The organism is Streptomyces sp. NPDC005648 (genome assembly GCF_040605395.1).
Taxonomy (GTDB): Bacteria; Actinomycetota; Actinomycetes; order Streptomycetales; family Streptomycetaceae; genus Streptomyces.
The window spans coordinates 84,043-100,164 of record NZ_JBEXCS010000009.1 but is presented as its reverse complement, the minus strand read 5'-3'; the positions used below and the strand labels follow the sequence as shown (position 1 = coordinate 100,164).

12 protein-coding genes are annotated in these 16,122 nt (G+C 70.9%); all 12 read right to left on the bottom strand.

From position 1 onward, the window contains the following. Positions 1-30 precede the first annotated feature (30 nt). Positions 31-1,335 (bottom strand): PP2C family serine/threonine-protein phosphatase, encoded by a 1,305-nt coding sequence (locus tag ABZT17_RS07670; protein ID WP_356344972.1) that lies wholly within the window; start codon positions 1,333-1,335, stop codon positions 31-33. A 3-nt stretch (positions 1,336-1,338) separates the two neighbouring features. Then, entirely contained in the window at positions 1,339-3,831 is a 2,493-nt protein-coding gene (locus ABZT17_RS07665) for a tetratricopeptide repeat protein (RefSeq protein WP_356344969.1), read from the bottom strand. Further along, complete coding sequence (locus tag ABZT17_RS07660) at positions 3,828-5,156, bottom strand: hypothetical protein (protein WP_356344967.1); 1,329 nt, start codon at positions 5,154-5,156, stop codon at positions 3,828-3,830. The genes ABZT17_RS07665 and ABZT17_RS07660 overlap by 4 nt, the downstream gene beginning before the upstream one ends. A gap of 89 nt (positions 5,157-5,245) precedes the next feature. Beyond that, positions 5,246-6,301: a glutamate ABC transporter substrate-binding protein gene (locus ABZT17_RS07655; RefSeq protein ID WP_356344965.1), complete on the bottom strand. Its 1,056-nt coding sequence runs from the start codon at positions 6,299-6,301 to the stop codon at positions 5,246-5,248. A gap of 14 nt (positions 6,302-6,315) precedes the next feature. Continuing rightward, the gene (locus ABZT17_RS07650; RefSeq protein ID WP_356344962.1) at positions 6,316-7,770 is read right to left on the bottom strand and encodes a hypothetical protein; all 1,455 of its coding nucleotides are present in this window, start codon (positions 7,768-7,770) and stop codon (positions 6,316-6,318) included. Between the two features lie 185 nt (positions 7,771-7,955). Beyond that, complete coding sequence (locus ABZT17_RS07645) at positions 7,956-8,927, bottom strand: BadF/BadG/BcrA/BcrD ATPase family protein (RefSeq protein WP_356344959.1); 972 nt, start codon at positions 8,925-8,927, stop codon at positions 7,956-7,958. Further along, positions 8,918-10,183 carry a 6-phospho-beta-glucosidase gene (locus ABZT17_RS07640; protein ID WP_356344956.1) on the bottom strand — a complete coding sequence of 422 codons (1,266 nt, stop codon included), beginning with the start codon at positions 10,181-10,183 and terminating at the stop codon, positions 8,918-8,920. The genes ABZT17_RS07645 and ABZT17_RS07640 overlap by 10 nt, the downstream gene beginning before the upstream one ends. A gap of 6 nt (positions 10,184-10,189) precedes the next feature. Next, positions 10,190-11,083: a carbohydrate ABC transporter permease gene (locus ABZT17_RS07635; RefSeq protein WP_356344954.1), complete on the bottom strand. Its 894-nt coding sequence runs from the start codon at positions 11,081-11,083 to the stop codon at positions 10,190-10,192. A gap of 2 nt (positions 11,084-11,085) precedes the next feature. After that, the gene (locus tag ABZT17_RS07630) at positions 11,086-12,054 is read right to left on the bottom strand and encodes a sugar ABC transporter permease (RefSeq protein WP_356344951.1); all 969 of its coding nucleotides are present in this window, start codon (positions 12,052-12,054) and stop codon (positions 11,086-11,088) included. Between the two features lie 8 nt (positions 12,055-12,062). After that, the gene (locus tag ABZT17_RS07625; protein WP_356344949.1) at positions 12,063-13,400 is read right to left on the bottom strand and encodes an ABC transporter substrate-binding protein; all 1,338 of its coding nucleotides are present in this window, start codon (positions 13,398-13,400) and stop codon (positions 12,063-12,065) included. Positions 13,401-13,504: 104 nt separating this feature from the next. Continuing rightward, on the bottom strand, positions 13,505-14,716 hold the full coding sequence (locus ABZT17_RS07620; RefSeq protein WP_356344946.1) for an ROK family transcriptional regulator: 1,212 nt from the start codon (positions 14,714-14,716) through the stop codon (positions 13,505-13,507). 171 nt (positions 14,717-14,887) lie between these two features. Continuing rightward, positions 14,888-15,988, bottom strand: coding sequence for a mechanosensitive ion channel family protein (locus ABZT17_RS07615; RefSeq protein ID WP_356345154.1), 1,101 nt, complete (start codon positions 15,986-15,988; stop codon positions 14,888-14,890). Between the last annotated feature and the right edge of the window lie 134 nt (positions 15,989-16,122).

Here is a 16,122-nt window from a genome sequence, read left to right as displayed (position 1 = left end):
GTCCGTCGAGGCCTCCCCGTCGTTACGGCCTCAGGCCGATCCTGCCCCCTGAGCGACGGCCGGGAACGGCACGACGGCCACTGTTACGTTGTCGTGGCCCCCGCCGTCCAGGGCGTGACCGACCAGCACCTGGGCGCTGTGCAGCGGTCGTACGGCGGCGTCCGCGGGGACGATCTCGGCCATGTCCTCGGCCGCCTCCGCGTAGTTCCACAGGCCGTCCGTGCACACCACCACCACACCGGGCCGGTCCGGCTTGAAGGAAGCGGTGTGCGGCTCCAGTTCGTAGGCGTCCGCGCCGAGCCAGCCGGTGATCGCGTGGGCGCGCTCGTCGGCGTAGGCCTCGGCCTCGTTCATCAGGCCCGCGGCGACCATCTGCGCCGCCCAGGAGTCGTCCTCGGTGAGCCGGGCCGGCGGGGCTGCGCGGTCCACCGGGATCCAGTAGGCGCGGCTGTCCCCGACCCAGCCGACGACCAGCAGGCCCGGGGTGACGATCGCCCCGACGATCGTGCAGGCGGGCGCGTTCTGGTGCGGGGAGTGTTCACGGGCCGTGGCCGGCTCGGCGGCCAGGGAGTTGACGGCGTGCGAGGCGGCCACGATCGCGTCGTGCATCGCCTGCTGGGGATGGGTGCCGCGGGGCAGGGCCGCCAGCAGCGCCTCGTTGGCGGCGCGGGCGGCGGCCAGCGAGGCGTCGTCGGGGCGGGTCGCCGAGGAGACGCCGTCGCAGACGATCGCCACCCAGGCGGGGGAGCCGTCGGGCAGCGTGGCGGTGCCGATGCCGAAGGCGTCCTCGTTGCGGTGGTGGCGCAGGCCGCGGTCGCTGACCGCGGCGAGCGGGCCGCACTCCTGCTCCATGTGGTCGCGCTCCCTGGGCTGGGCGTGCCCGCAGTTCTCGCAGTAGCCGTCGCTGTCCACCCGGCCCGAGCGGCAGGCCACGCACAGCTTGGCCTCCTCGGCGGGGGCCGCGCGGTCGGCGATCCGGGGGTCGGGGGCCTGCAGTGGGTACTCGTCGGGCTCCGGCGGCCGGTCGAAACGCACACCGGTGGCCGGGGAGACCGGCGATCCGGTGGGCTGCTCCGGGGGCAGCGTGATGCCGCCCGAGTCCGTGCCGCGCAGATCGGTGGGCAGATGGGGGGCGGGCGAGGGGCCGGGCACGGCCGCGACGGGCCAGGCCGCGCCGCCGTCGACCGCCGAGCCGCTCAGCTCGACGGTCGGATGGTCGTCCGGCCGTGGCGGCACGGCGGACAGGTCGTATCCGCACGCACCGCAGAAGCGGTCACCCGACTCGAGCGGCCATTCGCAGCTCGGACAGGCGGACAACTGGGGCATCTGCGACATCAACTACACCCACGTCCTGGGGCGGTAACGATTGGCACGTTCCACCAGGTCGATCCTCTCCTCGCCGCCGCGCGCCAGCCGGGCCAGCGTGCGGTACGAACGCTCCAGGCCGAAGCGGAGTCCCCGCTCGTCCAGGTCGCTGCCGAGCAGCGTCCGCCGGCCCATGGGCGCCGAACCCTGGCCCCCGGAGAGTATCCAGTCCAGGGCGCGGCCGAGGACCTCGGCCGACAACTGCTCCCGCCGCGCCGGGTCGAGACCGTACGCGTCGAGCGCCTCGACCTGCCCCGCGGCGGCCGTCAGATCGTCCAGGAAGGGCGCGTCCGAGGCGGCGGCCGCCCGCTCGCGCAGTCGCGCCCGTACGGCGGCCACCCGGGCGGCCGTGTAGTGGATCGACGACTCAGGCACGGACTCCAGCGTGTCCACCGCGCCACCGCGGTCACCGGCCGCGAGCTGGACGCGGGCCAGCCCGAACGCGGCGCTCACATAGCTCGGGTCGGTCGACCAGACCAGGCGGTAGTACTCGGCGGCGTTGTCCAGCTGGCCGAGCACCTCCGCGCACAGGCCGAGGGCCAGCTTGGGCGCGGGCTCGCCGGGGAAGGCGTCGTAGATCGCGTCGAAGGCGAGGGCGGCGCCCTCGTGGTCGCCGGTGACGAGGGCGGCGACACCCCGGTACCAGACCACCCGCCAGTCGTCCGGCCGCTCTCCCTCGAGGTTGAGCAGGGCCTCCAGCGCGGTGTACGAGTCGCCGTTCTCCAGCCAGGCCCGGATCTGCCTCAGCCGGGTCTCGACCGAGGACGAGGGCGCCGCCGAGAGCGCCCCGAGCAGCTCGGCCGGAGCGGTCGTCATCAGCCCCGCGAGGAAACCGGCGTTCGGGTCGGAGGGGTCGACGCGGGGGACGGGCAGGGCGAGGGCGGCGGCGGGCGAGCTGATGGGCTTGACGATGACGGGTGTGCCGTTGACGGAGGGCGTCGGCTGGGCCTGTTTCGCCTTCGCTTGCAGCGCCCTCGCACCCAGCCGTGACACCTCCCCGTCCAGCTTCGGGAACAACTCCGTGTCCGTGACCTTCAGTTCGGGGCCGAACAGGGTCGACAGGGCGGGGCGGGCGCGGCCCGTCTGCAGGGAGACGACCTCGCGCAGGACACCGGTGAGCTGCTCGCCCATCTCCTGCGCGGAGGCGAAACGGCGGGCCGGGTCGGGGTCGGTGGCGCGGACCAGGAGGCGGTAGAAGGACTCGTACTGGCGGAAGACCTCGATGTTGTCGGGGTCGGGCAGGGAGTCCACGAAGACGTTCGTGTAGCCCTGGAAGTCGAAGGACAGGACCGCCAGCGTACGGGCGACCGTGTAGAGGTCCGAGGCGATGGACGGGCCGACCTCCGCGACCTCCGGCGCCTGGTAGCCGACCGTGCCGTAGATGGCCGACTCCTCGTCGTCCATCCTGCGCACCGCGCCCATGTCGATCAGCTTGAGCTGGTCCTCCGTCTGGATGGCGTTGTCGACCTTGAAGTCGCAGTAGAGCAGATTGCGGCTGTGCAGATGGCCGAGGGCCTCCAGCGCCTCGATGCCGTACGCGCAGGCCTGCTCCACCGGCAGCGGGTCCCGCTTGCCGTCGGGGGTGCGGCGGTCGTTGGCGATCTCCTTCAGCGACTTGCCGCCGACGTACTCCATGACGATGTAGCCGTCGAGGGAGCCGGTGCGCTGGTCCAGATGCTCCACGAAGTTGTAGATGCGCACGATGTTGGAGTGCTCGATCTCGGCGAGGAAGCGCCGCTCGGAGATCGCCGCGGCCATCGCGTCCTGGTCGCCGGTGTCGAGAAGGCCCTTGAGGACCACCCACCGGTCGGAGACCGCCTTGTCGACGGCCAGATAGACCCAGCCGAGCCCGCCGTGCGCCAGACAGCCCGCGACCTCGTACTGGCCGTGCACCACGTCCCCGGCCTTCAGCTTCGGCACGAAGGAGTACGGGTGCCCGCACTTGGTGCAGAAGCCCTCCGTACGGCCCGTCTTCTCACCGCGCGAACGCCCCACCGGGGCACCGCAGTCGGAGCGCGAGCAGAACCGCTTGCGCTCGGGCACCTCCGGGTTCTCCAGCACCATCTCGCGCGGGTCGGGCCTCGGCACGTCCGGCACCTGCACCAGGCCCACCCCGAGACGGCCGCGGGTGCTGGTGGCGCCGCTGGAGCCGGAGCTGCGCACCGACACCGAGCGGCCGGTGGACTTGCCCGACAGGGAGCGTGAGAGCCGTCCCGACACCGAGCGCCGGGACTTCGACGAGTGTGACGACGTACGGGAGCTGGCGTGGCCGGCCGAGCGTGAACTGCCGCTGCCCGCCGAGTCCTTGCCGCCCGTGTCGGCCCCGGACGGCGCGGAGCCGGCCGAGCCGGTCGCCGAGACGACGGGCGCGAGACCGCAGGTGTCGCAGTACAGCTCGCCGCCGCCGACGTCCTCGTAGGTCCCCTCGCAGTCCGGCCGCTGGCAGGGCTGCTGTGCCTGGCTCATGACTCCCCCCTACGGTCTTCGGGCCCGCCCTGTCCCGGCACGCGCGGGGTGCCGAGCACCTCGGCGGCCGCCTGCTGATAGCGCAGCACGGCCTGTTCGGCGACGCGCAGATCGCAGGGCGCGCTCCACAGCATGCGGCGCGCCGCGTCGTAGCGCTCGATCAGGAACGGGTCCTCGGCGTATCCGAGCCGGGCGACCTTCGCCCGGTAGGCGTCCAGGCGGCCGCGCAGCTCCGCGCGGACCGCCAGCGGCGCGGTGACCGCGGTCAACGACTCGCGGGCGCGCAGCAGTTCGTCCTCCGCCTTCTGCTCCAGGGACTCCAGGAGCGGGGACAGACGGTGCCACTGGGCGTGTCTGCGGTACTCGGCGGCCGTCGCCAGCTGCTCCTGCAGCGCGGTCGGCGGACCGCTGACGACGGGCACCTCCGTGGCGGCGATCTTCGCGAGGACCTCGCCGCGCGCGGTGCGTGCCTCGGCGAGTGTGCGGTCGGCGCGGCTGAGCACGTCCCGCAGCCGCACCAGCCGCTGCTCGGCGTCCTGCCGGACGGTGAGCACGGCGTCGATCTCCCGGCGCACGTCCTCCAGGGCGCGCGCCTCACGGTCGTACACCGTGAGGTCCGGACGGCCGCCGCCCGGCGCCGAACTCCCCCGGGTGGGGATCCAGTGGGCGAGCGGGTCGGAGATCACCCGCTCACGCAGCGAGGTCAGGGTGCGCGTGATGCGCTCCAGGTCGTCGCCGGCCGGGTGTTCGCCGGGGCGCACGCCCACCGAGTGGGCGAGTTCGCGGGTGCGCTGGAGCTCCGCGGCCAGTAAATCGATCCGGGCGGGCAGCGCCGACCAGACGGCGTCGGCGGCGACGACCATGTCGAGGCTCGACGCGTACAGGTCGTTCATCCGGTCCACCAGCGCGGCCAGCGAGAACTGCTCGCTGAGCTTGCCCGAACCCCCGGTCAGCGTCGGCATGTTGGCGGTTGCGGTGGCCGAGCCGGCGACCGTGACGGAGGTGCCGCGCAGCAGTTCGGTCAGCTCCGCCAGGTCCTCGCGGCTGGACCAGCGGCGGCGGGAGCGGATGTCCCGGGCGGCGCGCAGCGCGTCCGTGTACGCGTCGAAGTACGCCCACAGCAGCGTGATCGACGCCTCCGTGGACGCCCAGCGCTCCTTGGTGACACCGGTCAGCTCGGCACCTTCGAGGAGTCTGCGGCCCGCGTGGTCCTGGAGGGCGAGGAGCGAGGTCTCGATCGCCTCGTGCTCCGCGCCGAGCCGCGCCAGCGCACGGTCCACCTCGTCCCGGTCCATCACCGGCCCGGCGGGGTCCGTGACGCCCATCGATCACCTCTCGCTGCTGTCGTAGTCCGTCAGTCGTCCGTGTCCGTCGGTCGTCCGTGTCCGTCAGTCGTCCGTGAGTCGGTGGCCGGTCACTGGTAGTGCGCTTCGGGAGGGGTCGCGGACGTCGACTTCTTGCCCTTCAGGTCCATGGTGGGGTGCAGCCACGTCCGGTACGAGTCGGCCCAGTCGCCGTCCCTGATGTAGTTCTCCAGCGTTCGGTTGACCTGGCGTACCAGATCCTGGGAGGTCCTCTTCATCGCCACGCCGTAGTACTCGTCGGTGAACTGGCGGCCCTTGAGCTCCACCGTCGGGTCCTGCGCGGCCTGGCTCGCGGCGAGCGCGCCGTCCGTCACCACCGCGTCGACCTCGCCGAGCTGCAACTTCACCAGGCAGTCGAGCTGGTTGGGGACGACGGTGCTGATGTCGGTGGAGGCGGGGAGCCGATGGCCCTTGTCCGCCGTGAGGCTGTCGAGGGCCGTGGAGGACTGCGCCGAGCAGATCTTCTTTCCGGCCAGGGTGTCGTTGTATCCGGTGATCGTCGAGTTCTTGGGGGCGAGGACCTGCTGGCCGGTCTTGAAGTAGGGCGCGGAGAACGCCACGTCGCCCAGCCGCGCGCAGGTGATCGTCATGGTGCGGACCACCATGTCGACCTCGCCGTCCTTGATGGCGTCGATACGACGGCTGGTCGGGATGGCCTTGAACGTGACCTTCGCGGGGTCGCCGAGGATGTCGCCGGCGATCCGGTGGGCGAGGTCGATGTCGAAGCCCTCCAGCTCACCGTCGGCGTTGTTGGGGTTGAGGTAGCCCCAGCGGTAGCTGTTGGTGTCCACGCCGACCACCAGCCGCCCCCGGGTCCTGATGGCGTCGACGTTCGGAGTGCTCCCACCGCCGCCGGACGGGGACAGGCTCTGGTCCTGCGGGTACCTGCCGTTGGGGCACTTCTTCTCCAGGTCGGCCTGCCGGCCGTGGGCGAGGCCCTGGCCGCCTTCGCCCACCGGGACGCCACTCGACTGGGCCCGGGGCAGCAGCAGGACGAGGGCCAGCGCGAGGGCGCAGACGGCCGCCATCGCGCCCACGCCGCCCCAGCCCCGCAGGCCGGCCCGCAGCCGCTGTGCCGGACGCTCCGTCGGACGCTGTGCATTCATCGTCACGCCCCCTCTCACCGGTACTCCGACAGCCTGCGCCCGATGCCGAGGACGGCGCCCGCCGCGGCCAGCACCGCCAGCACCGCGGCGCCGTACGGCAGTCCGTCCAGCGCGTCCCGGCCGCCGCTCGCGGCCTGCTGGAACTCGGACTGCTCATGGACGAGCGCCTTCTTGAGCGCGGCGTCGACATTGTCGAAGCACACGCTCGTCGGGTCCTTGCCCACCCCTATGACCTTGTCGCGGGCCCGCTGGTAGTCGCCCGTGTCGTTCATGCGCTGGGCGACGCCGTGCCGGTCCTTCCAGGCCTGCATGAATCCGTCGGCGTCCTTCACCGGCTTCCGGCCCGCGCTGTCGTCGGCGAGGGAACGGGCCTTGGTGAGCTTGGCGGCCAGCTCGGCGATCTGGGTGTCGTAGCCGACGGCGTACGCGTCCGTGGGCTTGCCGGCGACCTGGGTGGTGTCGGCGCCGCGGCGGATCAGGCTCAGGTTCTCGTCGCTGCGGGCGGTCAGGGAGGCGATCCGGGCGTCGTGCAGCACGTTCAGCGAACGGACACCGTGGTCGTAGGAGTCGTTCAGGCCCGCGCGGGCGACGGTGTGGCCGACGACCACCCAGAGCAGCACCACCACGGAGGCGGCCGAGGCGGTGACCAGACCGTGGTTCAGCACCCGGTTGGTGCGCAGGAAGGTGCGCCGCTGGGCCCAGGCGAGGGCCGCCAGGGCGGCGACGCCGAGGCCCAGGGCGGCCCACGGGAACGCCTTGGCGTCCGCGTAGTCCGAGTTCAGCCGCTGGTTCTCGCGCTGGTACAGGGCCTCGGCCTTGGGCAGCATCTGCTGCTGCATCGTCTCGTTGGCCGCCCGCAGATAGGCGCCGCCCACCGGGAAGCCCTGGCGGTTGTTGGCGCGGGCGGTCTCGACCAGGCCCTTGTACGTCGGCAGCAGCTTGTTGAGCTCGGCGATGGTCTTCGCCGAGTCCGAACCGGCCCTGGAGTTGGCGGCGGCCGTGACCAGCTTGCCCGCGGCGGTGTCGATGTCGTCCTGGTACCGCTTGCGCATCGCGGGATTCTCCTGCGGGCCCGCGAGATAGCCGCTGGCCGCGGCCGTGTTGGCGTCGGCCAGGGAGGCGTAGATGTCGGCCGCGTCGGAGCTGAGCGGCTGGCTGCTGGTGAGGACGTCCTCGGCGGCCGAGGCCCGCTCGGTCATCTGCCAGGCGGCGACCGCGCCGAAGCCGACGACGAGCAGGGCGAGGAGCGCGCCGATGATGCGCAGCCGCCCGGGCTCGGTGGTGGCGGCGGCGCGCAGCCGGTCGACGCCCTCGGCGAACGCGGTACGGCGCGGGGGAGCGGGCTCGGGCACGGCTTCGGGGCCCGCGGGCGTGGGGGACGCGGGCCTTGCGGGCTGCGGCGGCACGGCCGGGATCGTGGGCACACCCGAACCCGGTGGCGCCGTACTGCTCTTCGGCGGTGTTGTCACTGTTGACCTCCCCCATGGCCATCCCGTCGCCGCCAGTATCACCGCCGCGACCGACATCCGCACCGGCCTTCACTGGATCTTGATGGGATCGCAGTGGAGTTGCCGGTTCAAGGGCGCGTGACACGGAGGCCCGCACCACCCCCTGCCCATGAATACGCCCCCGGAATCAGTTCGGTTCCCAAAGGTCAGCCCTCGAAATACGCCCGTGCCCGCTCGTGCACCTCCGGTTTCGCTCCGACCCGGTCCAGCCCCAGCAGCGCCGCCCCCAGCACGGGGCTCGCGGTCACCACCCGCGCCACCGCTTTCGGCGCGCGCGCCGCCAGCAGGTCCCTGATGCCGTCGCTGAGTCGGGGGTGCTGCGCGGCGAGCACACCCCCGCCCAGCAGCACCGGTGTCTCCTCCTCCAGCAGGTCGAGGCGGGTCAGCGCGACCGTCGCCATGGTGACCACCTCCTCCGCCAGCCGGTCCACGACCGCGCGGGCGACCGGATCGCCGTCCGCCGCCGTGGCGAACAGCACCGGCGTCAGCTCGTGGCGGCGCGGCTGCTCCACCTCCCCCAGGTGCAGCGCCTCGATCAGCGCGAGCATGGTGTCGTAGCCGAAGTGGGCCGGGAGCGTGCGGGCGAGCGCGGTCGGCCCGCCGCGTCCGTCCTCCGCCCGGGCCGCGTGCCACAGCGCCTCCTCCGCCAGGCCCCAGCCGCCGCCCCAGTCACCGGAGATACGGCCGAGCGCGGGGAAGCGCGCGGTACGGCCGTCGGGGCGCATGCCGACGCAGTTGATACCGGCGCCGCAGACCACGGCGACCCCGCGCGGCTCGGTGACACCGGCTCTGAGGATCGCGAAGGTGTCGTTGCGGACCTCCGTCGACGCGCCCCACGCGCGCGCGTGCAGCGCGGCCGCCAACTGCTCCTCCTCGACGGGGAAGTCGGCGTTGGCGAGACAGGCGGAGACATGGTCGACGGAGTCCACCCCGGCGGCGGCGAAGGCCTCGCCCACCGCTTCGGCGACGACGTCCACCGCCGTCTCCACCCCCACCGCGGGCGGCCGGAACCCGCCTCCGCGGCCGGTGCCGACGACGGTCCCGTCGGGTGACAGGACCGCGACGTCGGTCTTGCTGTTGCCGGCGTCGACGGCGAGGACACGTGCGGTCAGGCCCACGCGAGATGCTCCTGGTTGTGCGCGATCAGCTGGTCGGTGAGGGTCTCGGCGTACTCGTACTGGCCGATGAGCGGATGGGCGAGCAACGCCCGGAACACCCGGTCCCGGCCGCCCCGCAGGGCCGCCTCCAGGGCCAGGTCCTCGTAGGCCGTCACATTCGCCATCAGGCCCGCGTACAGCGGGTCCACGGCGGGCACGGGCAGCGGCGTCGGCCCCTTCGGGCCCACCGCGGCCTGCACCTCGATCACGGCGTCGTCGGGCAGGAAGGGCAGCGTGCCGCGGTTGTGGGTGTTCACCACCTGGTACGGCGATCCGCCCGCGCCCAGCAGCGAGGCGGCGAGGTCCACGGCCGCCTCCGAGTAGTAGGCGCCGCCCCGCTTGGCGAGCAGCGCGGGCTTCTCGTCGAGCGTGGGGTCGCCGTACATCTTCAGCAGCTGCCGTTCCATCTCGGCGACTTCGGCGGCCCGGGAGGGCTTCGTCCGCAGCTCTCGTACGACCTCGTCGTGCGCGTAGTAGTAGCGCAGGTAGTACGACGGGACGACACCTAGCCGGTCCGGGATCTCGCGGGGCAGACGCAGGTCGGCGGCGATGGCGTCGCCGTGCTCGGCGAGCAGCTTGGGCAGCATGTTCTCGCCCTCGGGGCCGCCGAGGCGTACGCCGGTCTCCCAGGTCAGATGGTTGAGGCCGACGTGGTCGAGGTGGATGTCGGCGGGTGAGACGCCCAGCAGGTTCGCGAACTTGCGCTGGAAGCCGATCGCCACGTTGCACAGACCGACCGCCTTGTGGCCGGCCTGCAGCAGCGCGCGTGTGACGATGCCGACGGGGTTGGTGAAGTCGATGATCCAGGCGTCCGGGTTGGTACGGCGGACCCGTTCCGCGATGTCGAGGACCACGGGGACCGTGCGCAGCGCCTTGGCGAGGCCGCCCGCGCCGGTCGTCTCCTGGCCGACGCAGCCGCACTCCAGCGGCCACGTCTCGTCCTGCTCCCGCGCGGCCTGTCCGCCGACGCGCAGTTGCAGCAGCACCGCGTCGGCGCCCTCGACCCCGGCGTCCAGATCGGAGGTGGTGACGATACGGCCGCTGTGGCCCTGCTTGGCGAAGATGCGCCGGGCCAGCCCGCCGACCAGTTCGAGGCGCTCGGCGGCCGGGTCGACCAGCACCAGCTCCTCGATGGGCAGGGTGTCGCGCAACCGGGCGAAGCCGTCGACGAGTTCGGGGGTGTAGGTCGACCCTCCGCCGACCACGGTGAGTTTCATACGTCTTTAACCCTTCACTCCGGTGAGCGTGACGCCTTCGACGAACGCCTTCTGGGCGAAGAAGAACACGAGGATCACGGGGGCCATGACCAGCACGGTCGCGGCCATGGTGAGGTTCCAGTCGGTGTGGTGCGCGCCCTTGAAGGACTCCAGGCCGTAACTCAGCGTCCAGGCGCCCGGGTTCTCCGAGGCGTAGATCTGCGGGCCGAAGTAGTCGTTCCAGGCGTAGAAGAACTGGAACAGGCCGACGGCCGCGATGCCCGGCTTGGCCATGGGGATGACGACCCTCAGGAGGGTGCGCAGATCACCGCAGCCGTCCACCTTCGCCGCGTCGATGTACTCGTTCGGGATGGTGAGCAGGAACTGGCGCAGCAGGAAGATGGAGAACGCGTCCCCGAACGCCATCGGGATGATCAGCGGCCACAGCGTGCCCGACAGGTCCAGCTGCTTCGCCCAGAACAGATACATCGGGATGATGATCACCTGCGGTGGCAGCATCATCATCGAGATGACCAGCATCAGGGAGAGATTGCGGCCCCGGAAGCGGAACTTGGCGAGCGCGTACGCCACCGGGATGGACGAGACGACCGTGAGGACCGTTCCCAGTCCCGCGTAGATCAGGGTGTTCTTCCACCAGGTCAGGAAGCCCGGGGTGTCGAAGACCTTCCGGTAGTTGCCCCACTCCCAGGTGTGCGGGATCAGGTCCCGGCTCAGGGCCTGGGTGTCGCTCATCAGGGAGGTCAGGAACACGAACACGAAGGGGAGGGTGAAGAAGAGCGCGGCCGCGACCCCGAGGGAGTGGACGGCGATCCACTGCAGGAGCGTCCTGCGGCGGGCCGTGCGTTCGGCGGGGGTGACGGGTGCCTTCACCTGCACGGGCTTGTCCAGCACTTGGGCCATGGTCAGTCACCTGCCAGGTTGAGACCGCCCCGGCGCCGCATCAGGAACGCGGTGAACGCCATGGACAGCACGAACAGGACCAGGGCGACGACACACGCGGAGCCGTAGTCGAAGCGCTGGAAGCCGAGGTTGTAGACGAGCTGGGGGAGGGTCAGGGTCGACTTCTCCGGATAGCCGGGCTCGAACTGGGTGCCGGCGCCCTGGATCACGCCCGAGGCGACCTTTCCCGCGATGAGGGGCTGTGTGTAGTACTGCATCGTCTGGATGACACCCGTGACCACGGCGAACATCACGATCGGCGAAATGTTGGGAAGGGTTACATACCGGAACCGCTGCAAGGCCGACGCCCCGTCCAACTCGGCCGCCTCGTACTGCTCCTGGGGCACGTCGAGCAGCGCGGCCATGAAGATGACCATCAGATCGCCGATGCCCCACAGGGCGAGCAGGGTGAGGGCCGGCTTGGACCAGCTGGGGTCGTTGAACCAGCCGGGGGCCGGGATGCCGATCTTCTCCAGGATCGAGTTGACCGGTCCCGTACCGGGGTTGAGCAGAAAGGCGAAGGCCATCGTGGCGGCCACCGGCGGGGCGAGGTAGGGCAGGTAGAACAGGGTGCGGAAGACCCCCGTGCCCGTCTTGATCTTCGTGATCAGCATGCCGACGCCGAGCCCGAAGACGACCCGCAGGGTCACCATGACGAGGACCAGCCAGAGGGTGTTGCGCAGGGCCGGCCAGAAGTAGGGGTAGTGCTCGAAGACGTAGGTCCAGTTCTTCGTCCCGCTCCACGTCGGCGGCTTGAAGCCGTCGTAGTGCATGAAGGAGAAATAGACCGTCGAGATCAGCGGGTACGCGAAGAACACCGCGAAGCCGATCAACCAGGGCGACATGAAGGCGAGATTGCGAAGTGCCTGTTTCCGCTGCTTCGCGGCGAGGCCAGCCTTGCGGCGCTTCGACGCCGGCGTGATGGTGCTCATCGGCTCGGCTACTTCGCCTGTGCGATGTCCGTGTCGATCTGCGCGGCCGTCTTCTTCAGGCCGCCCTTGAGGTCGGTGACCTTCCCGCTCTCGTAGTCGTAGCCGAAGTTCTGGATGGTCGCGAGGTACACACCGCCGTTGATGGAGGCGGGGGACGTCGTGGAGTTCGGGTTCGCGGCGATGTCCAGGAACGTCTTGAAGCGCGGGTCGTACTTCAGGTTCGGCGACTTCAGGGCGGCCAGAGTCGAGGGCACGTTGTGGATCGCGTTGGAGAAGTTCACCACCGCGTCCGTGTTCGTGGTGATGTACTTGACGAACTCCCAGGCCGCGTTCTGCTTGTGGCTGGTGGCGGCGATCCCGGTGATGGTGCCGGTGATGTAGCCCTTGCCGTACTGGCTGGCCTGGTCGTCGGGGACGGGCAGCGGAGCGACGCCGATGTCGAACTTCGGCTTGGCGGCCAGTGCCATGCCCAGGCGCCACTCACCGTCCAGCTGCATGGCGACCTGACCGGTGTGGAAGGGGTGCTTGGGGCCCCACTCGTCGCCGAGCGTGGCGCGGTAGGTCTCCAGCTTCTTGAAGCCGCCGAGTTCGTCGACGAGCTTCTTCTGGAGGGTGAAACCGGCCTGGAAGGCGGGGTCGGTGGCGAGGTCCGACTTGCCGGCCTTGTCGAAGTACGTCGGCGAGAACTGCGCGAAGTAGTGCTCGGTCGTGGTCTCCCAGCCGTGGTAGTCCGGCATGAAGCCGAGCTGGGAGTACGAGTCGCCCTTGGTGATCGTCAGCTTCTTGGCGTCGGTCTCGAACTCGGACCATGTCCTGGGCGGGTTCTTGATGCCCGCCTTCGCGAACGCGGACTTGTTGTAGTACAGGCCGTACGCGTCACCCAGCAGCGGCGCCGTGCAGCGGTTGCCGTCGAACTGGGTGTACTCGTTCATCGCCTTGGGGAACGTCGTCTCCGGGTCGATGCCGTCCTTCTTGAAGAAGGGGTTGAGGTCGACCAGCGCGCCCGACGAGCAGAACTTGCCGACGTTGTTGGTGGTGAAGGAGGAGATGACGTCCGGTGCCTTGTCGCCGCCGGTGCGCAGCGCCTGGTTGATCTTGTCGTCGGTCATGTTGGCGACGACGTTGACATGGATGTTGGGGTGCGCCTTCTCGAAGCCGGCGACCAGGGCGTTCACGGCCTTCGTCTCGGAGGCGGCGCTCCAGGCGTGCCAGAAGTTGATGGTCGTGTCCTTCGACGCGTCGTCGGAGGCGCCGGAGGAGGACTGGCCGGTACAGGCGGTGGCGAGAAGGGCTATCGAGGCGGACGCGGCGAGTGCGACGGCCGCTTTCCGGGACATTCCGGGCATGGCTGGGTCTCCCAGGGACAGGGCGGGGATGGCGAGGGAAGGGAGGTGGAGCGAGGGGGGTGGGGCTTTGAGGGGTGCGGGTGTCTGTGCGGGGCTGCGGCGCGTCAGCGCGAGGTGTCGAAGACCTCGTCGCGGGTGGCCGCCAGGGCGCTCTCCAACGCGCCCCGCAGTACGGGGTGTTCACGGACGTCGCCGACCACGAGCCGCGGCCGGGCGGCGGCCAGCTCCTCCAGTTCGGCCTGGACGAGGGCGCGCAGCACCTCGCCGCCGGCCGTCAGGGCGGCGCCGCTGAGGACGACGAGTTCGGGGTCGAGGACGGAGACGAGGGAGGCGAGACCGGTGGCCAGTCTGGTCGCGTACGTCTGCAGGAGCAGTCGGTTCAGGACGGTGTCCTCGGCCGCGGCCCGCTCGACGAGAAGGGTCGCGACCTCGGCGTACGGGCCCGAGGGGATCTCCCCGATGCCGATCTGCCGGGCGAGGTGCGGGACGGCCTGGGAGCCGGCCAGCTCCTGGTAGCCACCACTGTTGGCCTTGGTGACCTGCCGGACGAGCGGCGCGCCCGGAACCGGCAGGAAACCCACCTCGCCCGCGCCGCCGGTCCATCCGCGATGGAGCCGACCGCCGAGGACGAGGGCGGCACCGAGGCCGCCCTCGCTCCACAGCAGCACGAAGTCCTCGTGGCCACGGGCGGCGCCGAGCCGCTGTTCGGCGACGGCGGCGAGGTTGACGTCGTTCTCGTACTCCACCGGCATCGGCAGCGCGGCGGCGACCTCGTCGAGCAGGCTCGGGGTGTGCCAGCCCGGGAGGTGGGAGGCGTAGCGCAGTCGGCCGGTGTTGGGGTCGAAGGCGCCGGGGGTGCCGATGACGAGCCGGTGGACGTCGTCCCGGGCGAGGCCCGCCGCCTTCACGGCGCCGTCGAGGGCGTCGGTGACCTGCCGGACGACGGGCTGGGTGGGCCGCCTTCCGGGGGTCTGCAGCTCGAACGAGCCGATCGTGCGGCCGGTGACGTCGGCGACGGCGGCCAGGATGCGTTCCGGGGTGACGTCCAGGCCGGCGGCGTACGCGGCGGCCGGGTTGACCTCGTACAGCTGCGCGTTGGGGCCGGGCCGTCCCTCGGTGGTGCCGGTGGCGAGGACGAGCCCGGCCGCTTCGAGGCGGGCGAGGAGCTGGGAGGCGGTCGGCTTGGACAGGCCGGTGAGCTTGCCGATCCGTGTGCGGGACAGCGGCCCGTGCTCCAGGAGGAGGTCCAGGGCGGCGCGGTCGTTCATGGCGCGCAGGACGCGCGGGGTGCCCGGCGTACCGGCGGTTCCTGCCATGTGGTCGACACCTGCCTTTCGACTGCTCAGCTTCTCATACCCACCATTGTTAGGAAAGTTTCCTATTGGCTGGAAAGGAACGTAAGCCCGAGGCGAAGGAGGCGTCAATAGAAACCGCCCCCGAGGCAACAGACTCGTTACCTCGGGGGCGGTGGGGACGGAAGCGGCCGGCTACTTCGGCGCGGTCCTCGGCTGGGCTATCGGCGCGGTCGCCGCCGACTGGGGGGAGTCCGAGTCGGAGTGGGCCGACGGGGCCGCGATCACGGCGGTCGCGTCGACGGGCTCCTCCTCGCCGAGGGGGGCCGTGGCGCCGCCGACGATACGGATGTCCGCGGCGTCGAAGGCGCGCTTGATGCGCCAGCGCAGTTCACGTTCGACCGTCATGGACTTGCCGGGCATGGTCTTGGCCGAGACGCGGACGACCATCGAGTCGAGCAGGACGCTGTCCAGGCCGAGGACCTCGATCGGGCTCCACAGCAGCTCGTTCCAGGGCTCCTCCGCGGTCATCTTCTCGGCGACCTCGTCCAGGGTGGCCTTCACCCTGTCCAGGTCCTCGTTCGCCTTCACCGTGACGTCGACGCCGGCCGTGGCCCAGCCCTGGGAGAGGTTGCCGATGCGCTTGACCTCGCCGTTGCGGACGTACCAGATCTCGCCGTTGTCGCCGCGCAGCTTGGTGACGCGCAGGCCGACCTCGATGACCTCGCCGGAGGCGACTCCCGCGTCGATGACGTCGCCGACGCCGTACTGGTCCTCCAGGATCATGAAGACGCCGGAGAGGAAGTCGGTGACGAGGTTGCGGGCGCCGAAACCGATCGCCACGCCCGCGACACCGGCCGAGGCCAGCAGCGGGGCGAGGTTGATCTGGAAGGCGCCCAGGATCATCAGGGCGGCGGTGCCGAGGATCAGGAAGGACGCGACCGAACGGAGGACCGAGCCGATCGCCTGGGAGCGCTGACGGCGCCGCTCGTTGTTGACCAGCAGACCGCCCAGTGAGGTCCCGTCGACGGCCTCGACGGTGCGGGTCATCCGGTCGATCAGCTTGGTGATCGCCCGCTGCACCACCGCTCTGAGCACACCCGCGATCACCAGGATCAGCACGACCCGCAGACTGATCGCCAGCCATGTCGACCAGTTCTGCTCGACCCAGCTGGCCGCGTTCGTCGCGCTCTCCTGTGCGTCCTGGAGGGAGGGGACCGTCGGCGTCGTCTCCGAGGGGGACGGAGAGGGTGACGGCGACGAACCGACGGCCAGTAGGACGGCGGGCAAGGACACGGCAGGTACCTCCAGGTGCAACGGTCCGCCGTCCGGTATGCCGAGCTGGTCCGGCTCGGTCAAGGTCACGGAAAGGTCACCGGACGGGCAGGCCCACCACACTATCGGTGGACGGTGTGCGAATCCTTGCCGTC

Excerpts from the sequence above, each read along its gene's own strand:
- ABZT17_RS07620 (WP_356344946.1), bottom strand. The coding sequence starts at position 14,716 with ATGGCAGGAACCGCCGGTACGCCGGGCACCCCGCGCGTCCTGCGCGCC.
- ABZT17_RS07625 (WP_356344949.1), bottom strand. The coding sequence starts at position 13,400 with ATGCCCGGAATGTCCCGGAAAGCGGCCGTCGCACTCGCCGCGTCCGCC.
- ABZT17_RS07635 (WP_356344954.1), bottom strand. The coding sequence starts at position 11,083 with ATGGCCCAAGTGCTGGACAAGCCCGTGCAGGTGAAGGCACCCGTCACC.
- ABZT17_RS07640 (WP_356344956.1), bottom strand. The coding sequence starts at position 10,183 with ATGAAACTCACCGTGGTCGGCGGAGGGTCGACCTACACCCCCGAACTC.
- ABZT17_RS07630 (WP_356344951.1), bottom strand. The coding sequence starts at position 12,054 with ATGAGCACCATCACGCCGGCGTCGAAGCGCCGCAAGGCTGGCCTCGCC.
- ABZT17_RS07655 (WP_356344965.1), bottom strand. The coding sequence starts at position 6,301 with ATGAATGCACAGCGTCCGACGGAGCGTCCGGCACAGCGGCTGCGGGCC.
- ABZT17_RS07665 (WP_356344969.1), bottom strand. The coding sequence starts at position 3,831 with ATGAGCCAGGCACAGCAGCCCTGCCAGCGGCCGGACTGCGAGGGGACC.
- ABZT17_RS07670 (WP_356344972.1), bottom strand. The coding sequence starts at position 1,335 with ATGTCGCAGATGCCCCAGTTGTCCGCCTGTCCGAGCTGCGAATGGCCG.
- ABZT17_RS07660 (WP_356344967.1), bottom strand. The coding sequence starts at position 5,156 with ATGGGCGTCACGGACCCCGCCGGGCCGGTGATGGACCGGGACGAGGTG.